General features: G+C 68.4%; 19 protein-coding genes and 4 tRNA genes. 6 read left to right on the forward strand and 17 right to left on the reverse strand.

What is annotated here, in order from left to right; all coding sequences use genetic code 11:
* From tuf to BMY69_RS17970, 5 genes are all read right to left on the reverse strand, one after another.
* The coding region (gene tuf / locus BMY69_RS17950) for an elongation factor Tu (protein WP_090180884.1) at positions 1–977 on the reverse strand (977 nt) is incomplete at its 3' end.
* A 63-nt stretch (positions 978–1,040) separates the two neighbouring features.
* Positions 1,041–1,116 (reverse strand) — tRNA-Thr (locus BMY69_RS17955).
* Positions 1,117–1,142: 26 nt separating this feature from the next.
* Positions 1,143–1,216: transfer RNA gene (locus BMY69_RS17960), tRNA-Gly, on the reverse strand.
* A gap of 17 nt (positions 1,217–1,233) precedes the next feature.
* Positions 1,234–1,319, reverse strand: a tRNA-Tyr gene (locus BMY69_RS17965).
* Positions 1,320–1,526: 207 nt separating this feature from the next.
* Positions 1,527–2,012 (reverse strand): acyl-CoA thioesterase, encoded by a 486-nt coding sequence (locus BMY69_RS17970; protein WP_090055000.1) that lies wholly within the window; start codon positions 2,010–2,012, stop codon positions 1,527–1,529.
* A 101-nt stretch (positions 2,013–2,113) separates the two neighbouring features.
* On the opposite strand from BMY69_RS17970, the gene BMY69_RS17975 reads away from it, so the two are divergent.
* From BMY69_RS17975 to BMY69_RS17980, 3 genes are read left to right on the forward strand one after another with little or no spacing between them, the layout of a single operon-like run.
* Positions 2,114–4,024 carry a SpoIIE family protein phosphatase gene (locus BMY69_RS17975; RefSeq protein WP_255364609.1) on the forward strand — a complete coding sequence of 637 codons (1,911 nt, stop codon included), beginning with the start codon at positions 2,114–2,116 and terminating at the stop codon, positions 4,022–4,024.
* Positions 4,005–4,424 carry an ATP-binding protein gene (locus BMY69_RS19950; protein WP_254779186.1) on the forward strand — a complete coding sequence of 140 codons (420 nt, stop codon included), beginning with the start codon at positions 4,005–4,007 and terminating at the stop codon, positions 4,422–4,424. The genes BMY69_RS17975 and BMY69_RS19950 overlap by 20 nt, the downstream gene beginning before the upstream one ends.
* Positions 4,421–4,801 (forward strand): STAS domain-containing protein, encoded by a 381-nt coding sequence (locus tag BMY69_RS17980; protein WP_090180886.1) that lies wholly within the window; start codon positions 4,421–4,423, stop codon positions 4,799–4,801. The genes BMY69_RS19950 and BMY69_RS17980 overlap by 4 nt, the downstream gene beginning before the upstream one ends.
* Before the next feature lie 4 nt (positions 4,802–4,805).
* Here BMY69_RS17980 and BMY69_RS17985 read toward each other — a convergent pair whose 3' ends face one another.
* From BMY69_RS17985 to BMY69_RS18025, 9 genes are all read right to left on the reverse strand, one after another.
* The gene (locus BMY69_RS17985; protein WP_090180888.1) at positions 4,806–5,273 is read right to left on the reverse strand and encodes a MarR family winged helix-turn-helix transcriptional regulator; all 468 of its coding nucleotides are present in this window, start codon (positions 5,271–5,273) and stop codon (positions 4,806–4,808) included.
* 205 nt (positions 5,274–5,478) lie between these two features.
* Positions 5,479–6,570: a redox-regulated ATPase YchF gene (gene ychF / locus BMY69_RS17990; protein ID WP_090055005.1), complete on the reverse strand. Its 1,092-nt coding sequence runs from the start codon at positions 6,568–6,570 to the stop codon at positions 5,479–5,481.
* Positions 6,571–6,603: 33 nt separating this feature from the next.
* On the reverse strand, positions 6,604–7,182 hold the full coding sequence (gene pth / locus BMY69_RS17995) for an aminoacyl-tRNA hydrolase (RefSeq protein WP_090055007.1): 579 nt from the start codon (positions 7,180–7,182) through the stop codon (positions 6,604–6,606).
* Positions 7,183–7,233: 51 nt separating this feature from the next.
* Positions 7,234–7,875 (reverse strand): 50S ribosomal protein L25/general stress protein Ctc, encoded by a 642-nt coding sequence (locus tag BMY69_RS18000; protein WP_090055008.1) that lies wholly within the window; start codon positions 7,873–7,875, stop codon positions 7,234–7,236.
* 79 nt (positions 7,876–7,954) lie between these two features.
* On the reverse strand, positions 7,955–8,893 hold the full coding sequence (locus tag BMY69_RS18005) for a ribose-phosphate diphosphokinase (protein ID WP_090055010.1): 939 nt from the start codon (positions 8,891–8,893) through the stop codon (positions 7,955–7,957).
* A 72-nt stretch (positions 8,894–8,965) separates the two neighbouring features.
* Positions 8,966–9,042, reverse strand: a tRNA-Gln gene (locus BMY69_RS18010).
* Positions 9,043–9,108: 66 nt separating this feature from the next.
* The gene (gene ispE, locus BMY69_RS18015; RefSeq protein ID WP_090180891.1) at positions 9,109–10,497 is read right to left on the reverse strand and encodes a 4-(cytidine 5'-diphospho)-2-C-methyl-D-erythritol kinase; all 1,389 of its coding nucleotides are present in this window, start codon (positions 10,495–10,497) and stop codon (positions 9,109–9,111) included.
* 142 nt (positions 10,498–10,639) lie between these two features.
* Complete coding sequence (lolB, locus tag BMY69_RS18020; RefSeq protein WP_090180894.1) at positions 10,640–11,254, reverse strand: lipoprotein insertase outer membrane protein LolB; 615 nt, start codon at positions 11,252–11,254, stop codon at positions 10,640–10,642.
* Positions 11,255–11,271: 17 nt separating this feature from the next.
* On the reverse strand, positions 11,272–13,041 hold the full coding sequence (locus BMY69_RS18025) for a tetratricopeptide repeat protein (RefSeq protein ID WP_090180897.1): 1,770 nt from the start codon (positions 13,039–13,041) through the stop codon (positions 11,272–11,274).
* Positions 13,042–13,133: 92 nt separating this feature from the next.
* Here BMY69_RS18025 and hemA point away from each other — a divergent pair, with 92 nt between their 5' ends.
* The 3 genes from hemA to ppk2 all read left to right on the forward strand — a co-directional run bounded on the left by hemA (position 13,134) and on the right by ppk2 (position 16,462).
* Positions 13,134–14,405, forward strand: a complete 1,272-nt coding sequence (gene hemA, locus BMY69_RS18030) for a glutamyl-tRNA reductase (RefSeq protein ID WP_090055016.1) — start codon at positions 13,134–13,136, stop codon at positions 14,403–14,405.
* Positions 14,406–14,448: 43 nt separating this feature from the next.
* Positions 14,449–15,531 (forward strand): peptide chain release factor 1, encoded by a 1,083-nt coding sequence (gene prfA, locus BMY69_RS18035; protein ID WP_090055017.1) that lies wholly within the window; start codon positions 14,449–14,451, stop codon positions 15,529–15,531.
* Between the two features lie 160 nt (positions 15,532–15,691).
* Positions 15,692–16,462, forward strand: a complete 771-nt coding sequence (ppk2, locus tag BMY69_RS18040) for a polyphosphate kinase 2 (protein ID WP_090180900.1) — start codon at positions 15,692–15,694, stop codon at positions 16,460–16,462.
* Here the strand turns inward: ppk2 and BMY69_RS18045 are convergent.
* The 3 genes from BMY69_RS18045 to BMY69_RS18055 all read right to left on the reverse strand — a co-directional run bounded on the left by BMY69_RS18045 (position 16,456) and on the right by BMY69_RS18055 (position 20,489).
* Positions 16,456–17,370: a hypothetical protein gene (locus BMY69_RS18045; protein ID WP_090180902.1), complete on the reverse strand. Its 915-nt coding sequence runs from the start codon at positions 17,368–17,370 to the stop codon at positions 16,456–16,458. The genes ppk2 and BMY69_RS18045 overlap by 7 nt on opposite strands.
* 405 nt (positions 17,371–17,775) lie before the next feature.
* The gene (locus BMY69_RS18050) at positions 17,776–18,633 is read right to left on the reverse strand and encodes a cytochrome c oxidase assembly protein (protein WP_090180904.1); all 858 of its coding nucleotides are present in this window, start codon (positions 18,631–18,633) and stop codon (positions 17,776–17,778) included.
* Between the two features lie 2 nt (positions 18,634–18,635).
* Entirely contained in the window at positions 18,636–20,489 is a 1,854-nt protein-coding gene (locus BMY69_RS18055) for a GldG family protein (protein ID WP_090180906.1), read from the reverse strand.
* Position 20,490 lies beyond the last annotated feature (1 nt).

Below are 20,490 nucleotides of genomic sequence, written 5' to 3' on the forward strand. Positions count from 1 at the left end.
AAGAACGGCGTGTGACGGCCACCCTCGTCCTTCGACAGGATGTACACCTCACCCTCGAACTGCGTGTGCGGCGTCACCGAACCCGGCTTGGCCAGCACCTGGCCACGCTCGACGTCTTCACGCTTCAGACCGCGGACCAGCACGCCGACGTTGTCACCGGCCTGACCCTGATCCAGCAGCTTGCGGAACATTTCCACGCCCGTCACCGTCGTGCTCTGGGTGTCCTTCAGGCCGACCACTTCGGCCGCGTCACCCACCTTGACGATGCCGCGCTCGACGCGACCGGTCAGCACCGTGCCGCGACCCGAGATCGAGAACACGTCTTCGACCGGCAGCAGGAACGGCTTGTCGATGTCGCGCTCCGGCTCCGGGATCCAGCTGTCGAGCGCGTCGACCAGCTTGATGATCGCCGGCACGCCGATGTCCGACTGGTCGCCGTCCAGCGCCAGACGCGCCGAACCCGCGATGATCGGGGTGTCGTCGCCCGGGAACTCGTACTTCGACAGCAGCTCGCGCACTTCCATCTCGACCAGCTCGAGCAGCTCGGCGTCGTCCACCATGTCGGCCTTGTTCAGGAACACGACGATGTACGGCACGCCGACCTGACGCGACAGCAGGATGTGCTCGCGCGTCTGCGGCATCGGGCCGTCAGCGGCCGAGCAGACCAGGATCGCGCCGTCCATCTGCGCCGCACCCGTGATCATGTTCTTGACGTAGTCGGCGTGGCCCGGGCAATCGACGTGACCGTAGTGACGGGTCGGCGATTCGTATTCCACGTGCGCGGTCGAGATCGTGATGCCGCGCGCCTTCTCTTCCGGCGCCGCGTCGATCGAACCGTAGTCCTTGAATTCACCGCCGAAACGCTCGGCGCCGATCTTCGTCAGGGCAGCCGTGAGCGTGGTCTTGCCGTGATCGACGTGACCGATGGTGCCGACGTTGACGTGCGGCTTCTTACGTTCGAACTTACCCTTTGCCATGAGCGCTAAACTCCGCTGGAGCCAATGAGATAGTAAAAAAGGAACCGCCGCGGACGACGAAGATGGTGCTCATGACTGGAATCGAACCAGCGACCTCTTCCTTACCAAGGAAGTGCTCTACCGACTGAGCTACATGAGCACGTGACGCAGTGCGCGTAGAAACAATGGAGCGGGAGACGGGAATCGAACCCGCACAATCAGCTTGGAAGGCTGAAGTTCTACCATTGAACTACTCCCGCACCGCGCGGAACTCGTATGGTGGAGGAAGGTGGATTCGAACCACCGAAGGCGTAAGCCAGCAGATTTACAGTCTGCCCCCGTTGGCCGCTTGGGTATTCCTCCAACAAAGAACGCCTATTGTCGCGAGCGTCCTGGAACCTGTCAACAACTTCCGCACGTGGAAATCACGCGTGGCGACCGTTTCACAACGGTGTCGACGACCCGCCGGGACGGGTTCCGGTCGGGGGCCGCGAAGTGTAGCGACGACGCCCGACGAATGAAAGGCCTCCGTTGCAGGTAACCCTCTGGGTGCCCGCTCCGGGTGATGGCTCAGGCCTCGCGCGTCGCCAGCACGAGCGGCTCCATGGCGCGCGACATCTCCATGAGCTTCAGCGCGTATTCCTGCAGCCGGACGTCGCGTTCCTCCACGGGCTTCCATGGCGGTACCGGCGTCGGCTTGCCGCCGTCCGGCTTGTCCAGCGCCACGAACACCATGACGCAGCTGGTCGCCAGGCGCTGCTCGCCGCTGCGCAGGTCGCGGGCGAGCACGTCCACGGACAGGTGCATGCTGGAGGTGCCCGTGTGGATCAGCCGTGCCCTCACCGTAACCAGGTCGCCGATCAGGATCGGCGCCAGGAACTGGATGCCGCTGACCGACGCGGTGACACAGTAGGCGCCGCTCCAGCCCACCGCGCAGGCGTAGCCCGCCTGGTCGATCCACTTCATCGCCATGCCGCCGTGCACCTTGCCGCCGAAATTGACATCGGTCGGCTGGGCCAGGAAACGAAACTCGACTTCACGCTGGGTGCCGGGCATGCCCTTACCTTGCTGGGGGAAAGTCTCATTATGACGTTCCGGTGGCTTGTCGGGCTGCCCCGGCGGGCATAGATTCGGGTCATAGCCCACCGGAGCCACCCATGGTCCTTCGCAGCGTCGCAACGCGGCTCGCCCTGGGCGTCCTGCTGGGCTCGGCGATCGTGCTGATCGTGACCGGTGGCCTCATGCTCTCGCACACCCGGGAGCAGATGCTCGCGCAGACCGAGCAGGAGGCCTCCGCTGTCTCAGGCTGGGCCGCGACGCGCATCCAGGGCCGTCTCGATGCCGTCGCCCGCGTGGCGCGCGTGCTCGCCGGCGTCCTGAAGACGCGCCGCGACGAGGCCCCTGCCCTGATTCGCGACACCCTGGCCGTGAATCCCGAGATCGTGGACATCACGGCGGCCTTCATTCCCCACAACGGCGCCGCCCGGGAGGCCGACGCGGCCATGGCACGCCGCGCGCCCGACGGCGCGCTGAGCATGGGCAGTCGCCTCGCCGATCCCGAAACGTACTGGACAGCCCCGTGGTTCGTTCGCGGCCTCAACTGCGAGCACGGCTGCTGGCAGTCGCCCTTCCACATGGCGGGACGCAACGACACGCTGGTCGGCTACTCGGTCGCCATCCCGGGTTCCACGACGTCGGTCGCCGGCGTGGCGGACGTCACGATCAGCCTCGGCTGGCTGCAGCAGCTGCTGGGCGAACTGAACAAGCCCGACCACGCCGCGGCGTTCGTGGTGGATGCCGACGGCATGTTCCTCGCCCACGACTGGACGTCCTACGTCGGGACGCGTGGCAGCAAGCCCTTCGTCGCCGCGCTGAAGGAACACCGCAACCCGGTCCGCATCACCCCGGAGATGGGCGGCCGGGTGAGCGAGCCCGTGTGGGTCTACCTGGTGCCGATCGCCGGCACCACCTGGACCGCCGGACTGACCATGCCGGAGCGCGAGGTGCTCGCGGACCTCCGCCGCACCTACTATGTCGACATCCTCCTGGGCCTGGCCGCCCTCGCCGGCGTCTCGCTGATCGCGCTGGTCATCACGCGCCGGATGATGGCCCCGCTCGGCATCCTTTCCGATCGCGCGGAGGACGTGGCCCGGGGCGAACTCGACTTCGCGCTGCCCGACGTGCGCCGCAAGGACGAGGTGGGACGCCTGACGCGCGCCTTCGACCAGATGCGCCGCCAGCTCGCGGGCCACATCGACAGCGCCAAGCAGCTCGCCCGCGAGCAGGAGCGCATGGCCAGCGAACTGGACATCGCCCGGCAGATCCAGCTCGCGCTGATTCCCGAGGCGCACTGGCTCGCGGACGATGGCCGCGTCGAACTGCACGCAGTCCTGCGCCCGGCGAGCGCGGTGGGCGGCGATCTCTACACCTACTTCGCGCTCGGCGCGAAGCACATCTGCGTGATGGTGGGCGACGTATCCGACAAGGGCATCCCCGCCGCCCTGTTCATGGCGCGCACGATCACGCTGGCGCGTACGATCGCCACGCACGCGCGTTCGCCCAGCGACATCCTCGGCGCGCTGAACCGCGAACTGTGCAAGGGCAACGACACCTGCATGTTCGTCACGCTGCTGTGCGGCGTGCTGGAAACCGAGACCGGCCTCCTCACGCTGGCCAGTGCCGGCCACGAGCAGCCGGTGCTGCACGCGGGCGGCAGCGCGCTGTTCGTGGACGTCGAAACGGGCCCCGCGCTCGGCCTCGACCGCGATGCGCGTTACCCTGTGCGCGTACTCACGTTGCTTGGGGGCGACACCGTGCTCATGTACACCGACGGCGTCAGCGAGGCGCACGCGGCCAGCCAGAAGCTCTTCGGGTCGCACGCGATCCTCGACAGCGTCGCGCGCCTGCAGGACGGCGCGACGCCCGAGGCCTATGTCGAGCAGGTGCTCGGCGACGTCGACGCGTACGTCGCCGGCGCGCCGGCGTACGACGACATCGCCTTGCTCGCCCTCACCTGGCACGACAGTCGCGTGACGGAGGTGCCGCTCGATGCGGTTGCGCATTCCTAACCGGCTCGAGGATGTCTTCCTCGCGCTGGACAGGGCCGAGGGAACCCTCGACCGCGCCGAGGTCGATCCGTCCTGTCGCGCGGACGTGCGCCTCGTGCTGGAAGAGCTGCTGGTCAACACCGTGCGCCACGGCTACCCCGACGGGCGCGAGGGAAGCATCGAGATCCTGCTCCGGGTGGAGACGGACGTCGTGCACCTCGAGCTCCGCGACGACGCGGTGCCCTTCGATCCGCTGCAATACGAAACACCCGAACTGCCCGGCGACATCGCGCGCCGCGAGATCGGCGGCCTTGGCCTCCACCTCGCGCGCAGCATCGCCAGCGACTTCCACTATGCGCGCGATGCCGACGGCAACCGTGTCGTCATCCGCTTCGACCCTTCCGACGAGCCCGCCACATGACCCTCATCGTCCGCAGCGAAACCCCTTCGACCCACCGCACCGTCGTCTGGCTGGAGGGCCGCCTCGACGCGGCGAACTACACGGCGCTCGACGAGGCGCTGCGGGACATCACGCCGCTGGTGGACAACGGCGGCACGCTGGTCGTCGACCTCTCCGCGCTCGAATACATCAGCAGCGCCGGCCTGCGCAGCCTGGCGCAGTTGCGCAAGAGCATGCACGACCGCGACGCCCGCACGCTGCTGCTGAACCCCCAGCCCCAGGTGAAGAAGGTCTTCGAGATCGTGAAGGCCGTGCCGATCGCCGAGGTATTCGCCACCGTGGCCGAACTCGACCAGTACCTCGACCACATGCAGCGCCAGGTCAGCGGCACCGGCTGAACGATCAGCGGCGATTGTTCTCGACGAGGCCCGAGCGCAGGGTCTCGAGCTGGTCCTTCAGGCTGACGAGCGTGTCGACATCGCAACCGGTGGCGCAGAACACGTCCACCGGCACGTCGGCCGCCTTCTCGCGCATCGCCCTGCCCGCGTCGGTCAGCGTCACGATGACCTGCCGCTCGTCCTCCGTGCCGCGCGTCCGTTCCACCAAGCCGGCGGCCTGCAGCCGCTTCAGCAGCGGGGTGAGCGTCGCGGAATCGAGGAACAGGCGCTCGCCCAGTTCCGACACCGTGATGCCGTCGCGCTCCCACAGCACCATCATCACCAGGTACTGCGGGTAGGTGATGTCCAGGTTCGCCAGCAGCTGGCGATAGAGCTTGCCCATCGCCAGGTTCGCCGAATACAGGGCGAAGCACAGCTGCCCGTCGACCGTGCGGGGCACCTGGGTACCGGCGGGAATGGAGGGCTTGCTCATGCCCCGGAATCTAGGGGCGAGGCAGTTCGATTGCAAGCGATTGAATTGCCCGCCAGTGGGCTGGAGCGGAACGGGCCCGGACGCCGATGGAACCTTGAGCTGGCGACACGCCCTCGCGAAAAGCTGTCGCGGCCGGGTCCGCTCCCACAGGGGCACTCCACGCTGCCCCTGAAAAAAAAAACCCCGGCGGGGCCGGGGTTCGTCGTTACACGTTGAAGCGGAAGTGCAGGACGTCGCCTTCCTTGACGATGTAGTCCTTGCCTTCGAGACGGAGGCGGCCCGCTTCCTTGGCGCCCTGCTCGCCGTTGAACTTGATGTAGTCGTCGTAGCCCACCGTTTCGGCGCGGATGAAGCCGCGCTCGAAATCCGTGTGGATGACGCCGGCGGCCTGCGGCGCCGTGGAACCGGCGCGGACCTGCCACGCACGCACTTCCTTCTCGCCGGCCGTGAAGTAGGTCTGCAGGCCGAGCAGCTTGTAGCCGGCGCGGATCACGCGGTTGAGGCCCGGCTCGTCGAGGCCGAGGTCCTTCAGGAACTCGTCGCGGTCGGCGTCGTCGAGCTGCGAGAGCTCTTCTTCGATCGCCGCGCAGACGGGCACGACTTCCGCGCCCTCCTCCACCGCGCGGGCGCGCACGGCGTCGAGGTGCGGATTGTTCTCGAAGCCGTCTTCCGCGACGTTCGCGATGTACATCAGCGGCTTCATGGTGATGAGGAACATGTCCTTCACCAGCGCCTTCTCGTCGGCGTCGAGGCCGGCGGCGCGCGCGGACTTGCCCTGGTCGAGGGCGTCGCGCAGCTTCTCGAGCACCGGCTTCTTCGCCAGCGCGTCCTTGTCGTTCGCCTTCGCCGAGCGCGTCGCGCGGTCGAGCGCCTTCAGGACGGATTCGAGATCCGCGAGCGCCAGTTCGGTGTCGATCGTCTCGATGTCGGCGATCGGATCGACCTTGTTGGCGACGTGGATGACGTTGCCGTCTTCGAAGCAGCGCACGACGTGCGCGATGGCATCGGTTTCGCGGATGTGCGCGAGAAACTTGTTGCCGAGACCCTCGCCCTTCGACGCGCCGGCCACGAGGCCCGCGATGTCGACGAATTCCATCGTCGTCGGGATCACGCGCTGCGGCTTCACGATGGCCGAGAGCGCGTCGAGGCGCGGATCCGGCACCGGCACGATGCCCGTGTTCGGCTCGATCGTGCAGAACGGGAAGTTGGCGGCGGCGATGCCGGCCTTGGTCAGCGCGTTGAAGAGGGTGGACTTGCCGACGTTAGGCAGGCCGACGATGCCGCATTTGATGCCCATGGCGAATCTGTGTCCGATGAGATGTGGGAGTGGTCAGGCGACCGTGTGCAGGCGCTTCATGGCTTCCTCGAACTTGCCATCGAGCGCCAGCGGCAGCACGTCGAACGCGCGCCCGATGCCGTGCATGATGGCGTCCTCGTCGGCCGCGCTGGGACGTCCGAGCACCCAGGGGGTGACCTTGTCCTTGTGCCCCGGGTGGCCGATGCCGACCCGCAGGCGGTGGAACTTGCCGTGGCCCAGGTGGGCCATGATGTCGCGCAGTCCGTTCTGGCCGCCGTGGCCGCCGTCGAACTTCATGCGGACGGTGCCGGGCGAGAGGTCCAGTTCGTCGTGGGCGACGAGGCACTCTTCCGGCGCGATCTTGTAGTAGCGCAGCGCCGAGGCGACGGCGATGCCGCTCTTGTTCATGAACGTCGCGGGCTTGAGCAGCCAGACCGTCTCGCCCCCGATGCGCAGCTTGCAGGTCTCGCCGTGCAGCTTGCCGTCGAAGGTCCAGCGCTCCCCCTGATCCATCGCCAGGGCGTCGACGCACCAGAACCCGGCGTTGTGCCGGGTCCTGACGTATTCGGCCCCGGGGTTACCGAGGCCGACGATAAGACGAAGTGTCGCCATTGCGAAAAGCGGAGCCGGCCCGCGGCGCGGAGGCGCGCGGGCCGGTGCCGATTACTTCTTCTCTTCGGTCGCGGCGGCGTCGCCACCTTCGGCGGCCGTCGGATCGACTTCTTCCTGGATCGCGGCCACGGTGACGACGGCGACGTCGTGCTCCTTGCCGAGGCCCAGTTCCGGGATTTCCACGCCGGCCGGCAGCTTGAGGTCGGACAGGTGGACGATGTCGCCGGCCTTCAGGTCGGCCAGGTCGAGTTCGATGAACTCCGGCAGGTTCTTCGGCAGGCACGAGACGGTCACTTCCGTCAGGTTGTGCGAGATCACCAGACCGGCGGTCTTGCCGGCCGGGGACTTCTCCTGGTTCAGGAAGTGCACCGGAACGGCGACGCGGACGGCCTCGTTCTCGTTAACGCGCTGGAAGTCCATGTGCAGCATGAGCTGCTTGAACGGGTGCTTCTGCCAGTCCTTGATCAGGACGCTCTGCTTCTTGCCGTCGACCGTCAGTTCGATGACCGACGAGTAGAACGACTCGAAACGCGAACCGAGCAGGATGTCGTTGTGAAGGACCTGGATCGCCTGCGGGGCTTCGCCCGCGCCGTACACGATAGCCGGCACGTAGCCCGCAATGCGAAGGCGGCGGCTCGCACCCTTCCCTTCGATCTTGCGGCTCGTGGCGGTGAGCTGATGATTGGTAGCCATGGTGTTGCCTCAAGTAAACCGCCTCGCGGCGGTGGGTAAAGGACTCCCCCGCGACCAGGGGAGCCCGAAAAAACGAAGATCAGTCGATGTAGAGCGAGCTCACCGATTCGCCGTAGGCGATGCGGCGGATCGTCTCCGCGAGCAGTTCCGCGACCGACAACTGACGGATTTTCGCACAGTTACGGGCGTTGTCGCGCAACGGCAGCGTATTGGTCACCACCAGCTGGTCGAGCTGGGAGTGCTCGATGTTGTCGATCGCGGCCCCCGAGAGCACCGGGTGGACGCAGTAGGCGACGACCTTGCGGGCGCCCTTTTCCTTCAGGGCGGCCGCCGCGGCGCAGAGCGTGCCGGCGGTATCCACGATGTCGTCGACCAGGACGCAGGTCTTGCCGTCCACGTCGCCGATGATGTTCATGACCGTGGCCACGTTCGCCTTCGGGCGGCGCTTGTCGATGATCGCGAGGTCGGCGTCGTCGAGGCGCTTGGCGAGCGCACGCGCACGCACCACGCCGCCGACGTCCGGGCTGACCACGATCAGGTCGTCCATGCTGTGGTGACGCCAGATGTCGGCCAGCAGCACCGGCGAGGCGTACACGTTGTCGACCGGGATGTCGAAGAAGCCCTGGATCTGGTCCGCGTGCAGGTCGATCGTGAGCACGCGGTCCGCGCCGGCCGTGGCGATCATCTTCGCCGCCAGCTTCGCCGTGATCGGCACGCGCGCCGAGCGCGGGCGACGATCCTGGCGGGCGTAGCCGAAGTACGGCATGACCGCCGTGACCGTGCCGGCCGAGGCGCGCTTGAGCGCGTCCACCAGCACCAGCAGGTCGAACAGGTTCTCCGCGCTGGGAGCGCCCGTCGGCTGGATCACGAAGACTTCCTGCTTGCGGACGTTCTCCTCGATCTCGATCTGGGCCTCGCCGTCGCTGAACCGGCCGATGAGGGCCTTGCCGAGCGGGATGCCCAGGCGGGCGGCGACATCGTCGGCGAGCGCGCGGTGCGCGTTGCCGCTGAACAGCATCGGGGTGGACGTATCCACGGAGGAACTCCTGGCGTTTGGTGGGTTGGTGTTCGGCTCTGCCACCGCGGACGGTGGCTGGGGCGGCAGGATTCGAACCTGCGCATGCGGGAATCAAAATCCCGTGCCTTAACCAGCTTGGCGACGCCCCAACAATTCGTTCCGGCGAGCCGTGCGGCGCGCCCTCGCTTTGCCGCAGCCCGCGGCCCTACCCGACGTTACGACACGATTCCCTTCGCCCCGATCCGGTTCCGCGCGACGAGCAGCGGTGACGGATCGATGCCCGCGGCCACGTGGGCCGTGAAGCCCCCGGGACAGCGCGAAGCGACACCGAGCGCCGCCTCGTGGGTTCTCGTTTCCAGGAAGACGCAGCCGCCGCTGCCGGACAACCGCGCATGGCCGAAGCCACCCAGCCAGTCCAGCGCCGCTGCCACCCGCGGGTGCCTCGCGCGCACGACCGGCTCGAAGGCGTTTTCCGCCGAAGCCCCGGAAACAAAGGATGAAATTGTCGCCCGCGGGGCCTGGCGTGTCAATTCGGGCGCCGCGAAAAGCGCCGCCGTGGGGACGTGCTCCCGGGGGTCCACCACCACGTACCAGCGGCGCGGCAGTTGCATCGGGGTCAGCGCCTCGCCCACCCCCTCGGCCCAGGCGGAACGCCCGCGGACGAAGACCGGCACGTCGGCGCCGAGCGCGAGGCCGAGCGCTGCCAGCGCGTCCTCGTCGAGGCCCGTGTCCCATAGCGTGTTGAGACCGACGAGCACCGACGCGGCGTCGGAACTGCCGCCCCCCAGGCCGCCGCCCATCGGGATCCGCTTCGACACCTCGATCTCGGCGCCCAGCGCGGTGCCGGTATGCACCGCCAGGAGCCGGGCGGCGCGCACGGTCAGATCGGCCTCCTCGGGCACGCCGGGAACGGCCTTCGGACGCGTGATCGCGCCATCCGTCCGCACCCGCAGACGGACCTCGTCGCCCCAGTCGAGCAGGCGGAAGACGGTCTGCAGTTCGTGGTAGCCGTCCTCGCGACGGCCGACGATGCGCAGGAACAGGTTGAGCTTGGCCGGTGCCGGCCAGACGGTCCAGTCGCCTTGCGCCAGCGGTTCGAGCGGCCGGCTCATGAACACGCGGAGGTGGTCGGGGAAGCCGTTCTCGCGATCGCGCCGCAGCGCTCGCGCGAAGTCCGGTGCATGCTTGTCGACCACCGCGAAGCCATGCTTCGCGTAGAACGGCGCGTTCCAGGGAACGTCGGCCAGCGTGCCCAGGTCCACCCGGCGATATCCCGCCTCGCGGGCCCACGCGCAGGCGTGCTCGAGCAGCGCCGCGCCGATCCCCTTGCCGCCGAACGCCGGCAGCACGTCGATCTCGGCGATCCCGATGGCGTGTTCGGCCCCGTCGGTGTCGAGGCACACGAAGCCGACCACGTCGCCGTCGGCCACCGCCACCCAGACCATGCCGCGGGCGATCAGCTCGCGCACCGTGTCGACGGGCAGCGACATGCCCGAGTAGGAAGGCCATGCCTCGTGCCCACGGAACAGCTCGACGGCCGCGCGCTCGATCGCGCAGAGGCGTTCGGCGTCGTCGTCGTGGGCGCGGGAGATCGTGAAATGCATGGCGGAGCCGCGTTACGGAAGCCGCTCAGTATAGCGGCGGCCCTCCGCGATCGATGACGGATAGGCCCCCGCGTAGGAGCGGACCCGGCCGCGATGGGTGCTCGCGGCCAGGTCCGCTCCTACGGGGCAATAAAGGTGCGGATCAGCGGCCGAACGACCAGCTCTCGATCGACAGGCGGACCTTGTACGGGGGCCGCTCGGCGAAAACGCGCGAGGGCATCGCCGGCTGCCTGACGGTGTCCCATTGCCGGTAGTCCACGGTCCAGCCGTCCTGCACGAGCCGCGACGGCAGGCGATCCGCGCCGAAGGCGATGTCGGCGGGGCCGGTATCCGCGCGCAGCCCGAGCACCCAGCGCTTCAGTTCGGCAAGCGGAATCTGCCAGCCCACGGTCTGCGCCATGAGCGTCTCGGCGTCGGGGCCGCGGCGCGTCCCGCCGTCGAGGCCTTCCAGTTCGGCTCCCGCGGGCCCGCCCGTCAAGCGGAACGTGCGGCCGGTGACGGGGCCGCGCACGACGAACTCGTAGCGGTCGCCGTCCTGGCGCCAGCTCAGGCTGCCCGACCCGGAATCCTTGTCGCTCGCCACCGAAAGGCGGCCTTCGAGCGTCCAGTGATCGGTATCGGCGAGCGAGCGCTCGCGTTCCTCCTGCAGACCGAGCGTCACGGCGTCGCCGGGCTGGCGCACCGGCGGGCGCGTGGTGGCGCAAGCGGCGAGGAAGAGGATCGACAGCGCGGCGAGGACACGGATCGGATGCGGCATTCGCGAAAGGGGCGCCATCAGGGTTTCAGTTTCCGCTCGGTCTTTTCGAGCGACGCGTTCCTGGGGTCGATGCGGCGGACCTCGTTGAGCAGCTTGCGCGCCTCGTCGTGATGGCCGCGGCTCCACAGGACTTCGGCGAGATGCACGCCGATGTCGCCATCCTTGCGCTGCGCCCAGGCGCCGCGCAGGGTGGCTTCCGCCTGGTCGAGGCGGCCCTGGCGAAATTGCAGCCAGCCCCAGGAGTCGGCCACGGACGGATCGTCGGGGCGCGCGGCGCGCGCCGCCTGGATCAGCGCCTGGGCCTCGCCGAGGTCGCGGTCGTTGTCGGCCAGCGTGTAGCCGAGCGCGTTGCTCGCCTCGATGTCGCCGGGCTTCAGCTCGAGCACCTTGCGGAAGTCGCTCACGGCGCGGTCGACCTGCCCCGCCTCGGCGTAGGCGAGACCGCGGCCGTAGAGCATGTCGGTGTCGTCCGGCTTCACACGCAGCGCCTTGTCGTAGGCCGCGGCGGCCGCGTCGAAGTGGCGCCCGTCCATGTTCAGTTCGCCCTCGAGGGCGTAGGCCTGGCGGAGCTGGTCCGGCCGGTCGGCGTAGGTGGTCTGCAGTTCCGCCACGATCTCCTGCGCGTCGTCGTCCTTGCCCTGTTGATGCAGCACCACGGCACTGCGGACGGAGGCATCGAAGATATGCGGGTCGTCGTCGCCCACGGCGGCGTACCAGTCCAGCGCGTCCTCCTGCTTGCCCAGCAGTTCGGCGAGCTGCCCCAGCACGAAGGCGTTCTCTTCCTGCACCGCGTCGGGGCGGCGGCGGATCTCCTGATACAGGCGGCCGACCGCAGCCTTGTCGCCGGCGCGCGCGGCGAGGCTCATGCGCAGGGCGTAGGTATCCGGGTTCTGCGTCCCCGTGGCGAGGAGGGTGCCGGCGGTCTTGAGATCGCCGTCCTGGATCAGCAGGGTGGCGTAGGCGAGGCGCAGGCGCGGGTTCTTCGGGTCCTTCGCGACCGCCTTCGCGAAGAGCTTGCGCGCGCCGGCCTTGTCGCCGGCGCGATAGGCCTGCTGGCCAGCCCAGGCGTAGGTCGTGCCGTCATGGAACTTCGCCAGCGCGGCCTCGCCGATGCGCTTCGCGTAGTCGTGCCGGCCGAGGTTCTCGCCCAGTTCGCTCATGGCGAGCCAGGCCGTGGCGTCGTCGGGCAGGCGCTGCGGGGTGGCGATGCGCTCGAGCAGCACGCCGGCCTGCGCCGCGTCGCGGGCGCCGACCACGATCCGGCCGAACTCGCGCCAGGCATCCGGGCTACCGGAGGCGACGAGGATCTCCAGCTGCCGCTGGGCTTCGTTGGTGTCGCCACGGTCCAGCGCCATCCGGGCGCGGCCGCTTGCCAGGTCGGCGGGCGTGGCGCCCAGCGCGGCCCAGCGGTCGAGCGCCTTGCCGGCGGCCGCCTGATCGTGGACGGCGAGGGCCAGCTCGACCGCGCGCGCGGCCACTTTCGGGTCGTCGCCGATCGCCGCGGCCTTGCCGTAGGCGTCCGAGGCGGTCTTGAGATCGTTGGACGCCAGCGCGAAGTCGCCGGCCATCAGCTGCGCCTGCAGGTCGCGCTCGGGCGGAACGATGGCCACGTGCAGCCGATCGAGCGGCTGGACGCCGGTCCGGACGGCCTGCGGGGCCTCGCCCGGCGACGGGCCATGGCCCGTGGTGGCGCAGCCGGCCAGGACGACGCCGAGGGCGCCGGAAATCACAAGATGCCGCACTCGCTTGAACTTGGACCGACCGGTCAGCACACTACTCTCCGTCATCTGGAGGACACATCCGGACAATCCCCGGCCCTCCTGTCAGCGCACAATGCGCCCTTAGCTTAGCCGACGCCACTCAAGCCGACCTCAGAGTCATGCCACTCATCGCCCTCGGGCTCAATCACCTCACGGCGCCGGTCAGCCTGCGCGAGCAGGTGGCCTTCGACGCCGCGGTGACACCCGAGGCGCTCGGCGACCTCACCCGGCAACCCGGGGTCGAGGAGGCGATGATCCTGTCCACGTGCAACCGCACCGAGCTGTACTGCAGCGTGGCGGAAGGATTCGAGGGCACGCCCGGCCAGTGGCTGTCGCGCCAGCACCGATTGACCCCGCAACGCCTCGACGAGTTCCTCTACCGTCACGACGAACACGACGCCGTCAGGCACATGTTCCGCGTCGCGACGGGGCTGGACTCGATGGTGCTGGGCGAGCCGCAGATCCTGGGCCAGGTGAAGGACGCCTACCAGCACGCGCGCTCGGCGCAGAGCCTGCGCGCCCCCATGGAGCGGCTCCTGCAGCACACCTTCGCGGTGGCCAAGCGCGTGCGGACCGACACCCGCATCGGCGCCCACACGGTGTCGGTCGCCTACACCGCCGTGCGCCTGGCCGAGCAGGTGTTCACCGATCTGCGCCAGGCCTGCGTGCTGCTGATCGGCGCCGGCGAGACCATCGAACTGGCCGCGCGCCACCTCGCCGACAAGAACGTGCGCCGGCTCATCGTCGCCAACCGCACCCTCGAGAACGCCCAGGAGCTGGCCGGCCGCTACGCCGGCTACGCGATCTCGCTGGCCGACCTGCCCCGCCACCTCGCCGAGGCCGACATCGTCATCACGTCGACGGCGTCGCGCCTGCCGGTGGTGACGCGCGCGATGGTCGCCGACGCCATCGCCGCGCGCCGCCGTCGCCCCATGTTCATGGTGGACATCGCCGTGCCGCGCGACATCGAGCCCGAGGTGGCGACGCTGGACGACGTCTACCTCTACGGCATCGACGACCTGCGCCAGGTGATCGATGAGAACCGCCGCTCGCGGGAGCTGGCCGCCCGCGAGGCCGACGCGATCATCGATCTCCAGGTCGAACGCTACATGGCCTGGCGCCGCGCCCTCACCCTCCGCAATCCGGCGGTGGACATGCGCGCGGCGGCCGAGGCGCAGCGCGACGAGGTCCTCGCCCGGGCCCAGGCCATGCTGGGCAAGGGCCGTCCGGCCGAGGAAGCCCTCGCCTTCCTCGCCAACACGCTGACCAACAAGCTCCTGCACACCCCCAGCGCGCGGCTGCGCGACGCCGCCATGGCGGGCGACCTCGACCTCCTCCACGCGGCCGGCCGCCTGTACGGACTGGACCCGGACGACGACGTTTCCGCATGATGTACGGCTTGGGACTCGCCCAGAGCCGGACCTCACGCACCGCATGACCCCCTCGATCCGCCGCAAACTCGAAGCCCTCGCCGAACGTCACGAGGAGATCGGCCTGCTGCTCGCGCAGCCGGACGTGCTCGCCGACGGCCAGCGCTTCCGCGATCTGTCGCGCGAATACGCGCAGCTCGAACCCGTCGCCCTGTCGCTGAAGGATCACGACGAGGCCGAGCGCGAACTGGCCGAAACACGGGCGATGCTCGACGACCCCGAGATGCGCGACATGGCCGCCGACGACATCGCGCGGATCGAGGCGCACCTCGCGCGACTGGACGGCGAGTTGCAGGTGCTGCTCCTGCCGAAGGATCCGCGCGACGAGGGCAACCTCTTCCTGGAAGTGCGCGCGGGCACCGGCGGCGACGAAGCCGCCATCTTCGCGGGCGATCTGTTCCGCATGTACGCGCGCTACGCCGAACGCCAGCGCTGGCACGTGGAAATCCTCAGCGCGAGCGACGGCGAGCACGGCGGCTACAAGGAAATCGTCGCCCGCATCGAGGGCCGCGGCGCGTATTCGAAGCTGAAGTTCGAGTCGGGCACGCACCGCGTGCAGCGCGTGCCGGAGACCGAATCGCAGGGGCGCATCCACACGTCCGCCGCCACCGTGGCCATCCTGCCCGAGCAGGACGAAGTCGGCGACATCGAACTGCGCGACGCCGACCTGAAGGTCGACACCTTCCGCGCCTCGGGCGCGGGCGGCCAGCACGTCAACAAGACCGACTCCGCGATCCGCATCACGCACCTGCCCACCGGCACGGTGGTGGAATGCCAGGACGAACGCAGCCAGCACAAGAACCGCGCCCGGGCCATGAGCCTGCTCAAGGCGCGACTGCTGGACGCCGAGCGCAGCAAGCAGAGCGCGGCCCAGGCCGAGTCGCGCCGCCTGCAGGTCGGTTCCGGCGACCGCAGCCAGCGAATCCGTACGTACAACTTCCCTCAGGGCCGCATCACCGACCACCGCGTCAACCTCACCCTGTACCGCCTGACCGAAGTCATGCAGGGCGACCTCGACGAGCTGATCGACACCCTCACCCGCGAGAACCAGGCCGACGAGCTGCAGACGCTCACCGCGGGCGGTTGACCGTCCTGCGAGCACCCATCGCCGATACGAACGGCTCCCACCCTCCGGTAGTCATGCTGCTACCCGAGGGTGGTGTCGGCGGTCCGGTGTCGCATCGAGGCTGACGACACCGTGACGCTCACTGAGGCACAGTTCGCGGACCACACGGGAGGCATCCGGCATGGGCAAGAAAAAGAAGTACGAGAAAGCGCTCGAGGAACTCCAGGTCGAACTCATCGGCCTGACGCGCTGGCTCAGGCACACCGGCAAGCGCATGGTCGTCGTCTTCGAAGGCCGCGACGCGGCCGGCAAGGGCGGCACCATCAAGGCGATCACGGACAAGCTCGACACGCGCGCCGCGCGCGTCGTGGCGCTCTCCAAGCCCACGCCGACCGAAGACACGCAGTGGTATTTCCAGCGTTACGTCGCGGAACTGCCGGCGGCGGGCGAACTCGTGCTGTTCGACCGCAGCTGGTACAACCGCGCCGTCGTCGAACCCGCCATGGGCTTCTGCACCGACGAGCAGTACGACCGCTTCATGAAGGCCTGCCCCGTCTTCGAGAAGATGCTCGTCGACGACGGCATCATCCTGCTGAAGTACTGGCTCTCGGTCGATCAGGAAGAACAGGAGCAACGCTTCGCCGAACGCGCGGCGGATCCGCTCAAGCGCTGGAAGCTCTCGCCCGTCGACATCAAGGCGCGCGACAAGTACGCCGAGATCGGCGACCTGCGCGACGCCATGATCCAGCACACGGACACCGAGGACGCCCCGTGGTTCGTCGCCGACTTCAACGACCAGAAGACCGGCCGGCTGAACCTCATCCGCCACCTGCTCGACCGCATTCCCGACAAGCTGACGCCGGACAAACCCTTCGACCTGCCGCCGCTCGCCGGCAAGCCGAAGAAGGACAAGGTCACCGCGAAGGCACAACGGGTGCCCGAGGTCTACTGATCGCCACGATCGCCCGCTGAATCGAGCATCTTCACCAGGGTCAGCAGCTCGTCGCGCGGTGCGTCGGCGAGCTGCCGGATGGAGATCTCCGACCATTCCGCGATGCCTTGCGCGTTCGGTCGGGCGACGAGAGCCGAAGGGCTTTCGTCGCGGAGGGGCCCGTAGGATGGAAGCACGGGAGGTTCGAGCGCGTTTTCCGCTGCCACCGACGCACCGTACGCGGCCAACGATGCCGTCGACCCCCACCCCCTCCAGGCGCGCTCCGCGTCACTCATGCCCGCCGAAATCCGGGCATCGCCCAGATAACTCAGCGCCTCGTGCCAGGGTCCACGGCGCTTTTCGTCCATCGAAGAGGCAAGTTCGTAAACGCTGGTTCTGAAGGATGTGTCGCGCTCGCTCATCGTCATGGAGGCCAGGTGCCGCTCGACCGAAGTGAACGCTCCCGAGTCGTCGAATGCGATCTGCGAGAGGGTCATTCTGTCGAGCGACTCGAACGGATTGGCCGCCGACACATCGGCGTGGATCTTCGCGCCACCGTAATAGATCACCGATACGCAGTTGCTCGCTTGCCTGGCGAGCGTCAGCCTGTCGCTGGACCCGTCGCGAGGGACCTCGTTGAAGACATCCGCGCGGATGCCCTCCGCGCGGATCTGGCTACCGATCGACGCGACGAAGTCACTGAACGTCGCTGCCGCCGCCTCGGGATCGACGGTTCGCCCCCGCCCCACCGACGCAAGCGCCAGACCGACGCGGGACAGCGAAAGACCGCCACCCGCGGGGTCCGCGCGCCCTGCCGCCTCTTGCTTCGCGAGCATGTCGGTGTAAGGTGCGCCATTGACGATGCGCACCGTATCTCCCGCCCGCATCTCCCTGTCGATCGACAGGCAATCTGCACGAACAAGTTCCATGTGCCCTCCTTGCGCGAATGCCGCGGCAACGAGCCGCGACGCGGTTCGTCTCTGATCGATTCGCCGTGGGAAGGGCATCGGCACGTCGACGGCAAGGTTTTGACGGCGATCGACGAAAGCGATGTAGGGATCCGCGCAAGGTGGCGAGCGATCTTTCTCGCTGTGGGCCCCGCGAGCACCCGTCGCGGCCAGGTCCGCTCCTACCAGGCGCCTCGCGGTGAAAGCGTCTGTCCGACGTGCTGCCTCGGTGATCGGAGAGGTGCCGGGCTGTGCCCCTCGGAGCGAGTTCGGTCGCCTGCGACCGCATGTCCGAGCGCCGAGGGGCACAGACGGGCGCCTCCGCGCCAGGCGACACGGCGTGCGACACCAACGCGATCGCGAAGCCGAGCCAGCGCCCGGCTGGCGTTACGAATGGGTGACCGTGTGGCGACGGGGATGCACGGGGCGACGCGGCAGGCGTCCGTTGCGCGAGAGGCGCAGCCATTGCTGGAGGGCGAGCAGGCCGCCGGCCGATTCGATCATCGCGGCGGGGACCCACATGATGACGCCGCCGATGAGCTGCCCGGTGAGCACGTTCATCGTGAACGCGCGGCCGCAGATCTCGAAGATCGGATAGAGATCGGTCTTCGAGAAGGTGACGATGGCACCGGCGACGATCTGCGGCGTCATCGTGATCGCGGGCGACAGGACGCGCCAGCCCGGGGCCATGCGTCCCGGTGGCTTGGGCCGGTGATCGAGGACGATCCACCAGTAGGCCAGGCCCGAGATCATCATCGACCAGTTCATGAGTCGGTAGAGACGCCAGTCGAGCATCGCCAGCGTCTGCATGTCGGGGATGAGCCAGACGAGGATCAGCGCGACGAACGACGCCGTGACGAACGCGGGGTTGAGCGCGACGACCGAGAACGCCCGCCAGGCGAGCGAGTGTCCCGCGCGGCGCAGGCGGACGCGCCACGCCAGCGGGAGGCCCGCGCGCAGCACGCTGCCCGGATACGCCGCGACGATCAGCAACGGCGCAAGGTGATGCAGCAGCACCTGCTGGATGCGGTGCATGAAGAATTCATGCTCCGCGTAGTAATCGAAGTACGTATGCAGCGCGACGTACACGATCGTCATGCCGACCCAGAACGCCGCCTGCCTGGCTGGCGGCACGCGGAGGCGCCGCGCGCCGCGCACGTAGAGCCAGGCCGCGCCGACGAAGAGGACGAGGAACACCCAGGAGAACTCCCAGGGCACGATCCACTTCATCGCGACGGACAGCACGGTCAGAGCACGCGCCGGCTTCGGCGCGTGCGCCGCCAGCCGTAGATCAGGCCGATGATCGCCACCAGGCCCGGCACCAGCACGATGTTGATGAACTTCAGTCGCAGGCCCAGCGCGTCGATCTCCGCGTTGAGCTGGTGCTGCACGTCGCGCAGCTCCTTGCCGATGGCGAGCTTGCGCTGCAGGTACTGCTCGACCTCGCGACGCTGTTCCGCCGTGGCGGTCGACGGGCCCGTGCCGTTCTTCGTGGGCTGCAGTTCCGCGAGGCGGCGCTGCGTGTCGTAGAGCTCGTTCTCCAGCTCGCGCTTCTTGACGAGGAACTTGCGGTCCGCCGCCGCCTGCAACGAGCGCACGCGCGTGAATGGCCGCTGCGAGTTCACGCGACCGCGGATCGAAAGCAGCGCGGTGGATCCACCGAGGTTGTCGACGATGTTGGCCACGAAGTCGCCGTTGTTCGCGAACGGCGTCATCTGCTGCTGACCGAGCAGCGGCTGCACGTCGATCCAGAGGCGATCGGAGAGCAGATCGGTATCCGCGATCAGTACGACCTCGCCCGGGGCCGCGGCCTGGTCGAGATGGCCCTTTTCGCGGCGCTCGGGGAACGCCGTGCGGAACGTGTCGCGCAAGCGGCCCGCGATGACGTAACGCTCGTGCGTGGGTTCGTAGTTCTCCAGAAGCGTCGACGGATCGCCCGTCGCGTCGCGCACGCGCTGCGCCGGGACGACGGCCGCCTCGTCGGAGGTCTGCACCAGCGGCGTGAAGCGCGCCTTCGTGTCCTGCGCGAGTTCGAAGAAGCCCGCGGTCGAGAAGTTCACGCGCTGCAGGCTTGCCGTGACCACGTCGTCGTGGTTGAGATCCTGCGCGCCGAGGCCGAGCATCGCCGGGTGGGCCACGGTGTTGCCGTTGAGCTCGATCGTCAGCGCCTGCGAGCGGTCGAGAACCACCTTGGTCGGGTCGTACAGCACGCCCCACGTTTCGAACAGGCGGCGCAGGTCGGAGTCGTGGTCGTCCACGATGCCGCGCGAGTCGATCAGCGGCGCGTTGTCCATCTCCGCGTCGGGATCGACGAACACGACGAGGTGCCCGCCGCGCAGCACGTACTGGTCGATCGCGTACTGGGCATCTTCCGTGAGGTGCTTCGGATGGATCAGCAGCACGACCTTCAGCGCATCGTCGATGTGCTTGAGGCTCGCGGGGTCCAGCGTGGTCACGTCGGCGAGCTGGTCGAGCTGGCGCACCACGCCCCAGGCCGGCTCGCCGATCACGAGGTTGCCTTCCACCGGCAGCGTGCTGATGACGCCGAGGCGCGGCTTGGTCGGCATGCCGAGCTCGTAGAGCAGCTTCGCGATGTCGTATTCGACGAAGGGCTCGCGGGCCGGGTCGAAGAACGGGATCGACTGGGGAGGCACGTCGCCCGAGCCATCCATGCCGACCAGCCCGAAGAACACGCGCTCGCCGTTGCTGCCGCCGCTGGCCGGCGAAAGACCATAGCTCTCGGCGGCGTCCTCGTCGTCGGAATACGGCACGGGATCGATGACCCTGAAGCGCACGCGGCCATGGGCGCGCACGGCGATCTCGCGCAGCATCTCGTGCACGCGCTGCTCGTAACTGCGGATCTGCGGCAGGTCGCGCGTCGCATGGTCCGAGAAATAAAGGGTCAGCGTCAGCGGCTTCCGCAGGCTGTCCACGATCTGCTGGGTGCCCGGCGTCAGCGTGTAGATGCGGTCCTCGGTGAGGTCGACGCGCGCGGTGCGCAGCGACATCGAACTGAAGGCGATCGTCACGAGGAACAGCACCGCGATGCCGAGCAGCGCGAGCCGGAGCCGGAAGGAGCGCGTCACGTGCAGGTGTCGCATC

The organism is Luteibacter sp. UNC138MFCol5.1 (genome assembly GCF_900110505.1).
Taxonomy (GTDB): domain Bacteria; phylum Pseudomonadota; class Gammaproteobacteria; order Xanthomonadales; family Rhodanobacteraceae; genus Luteibacter.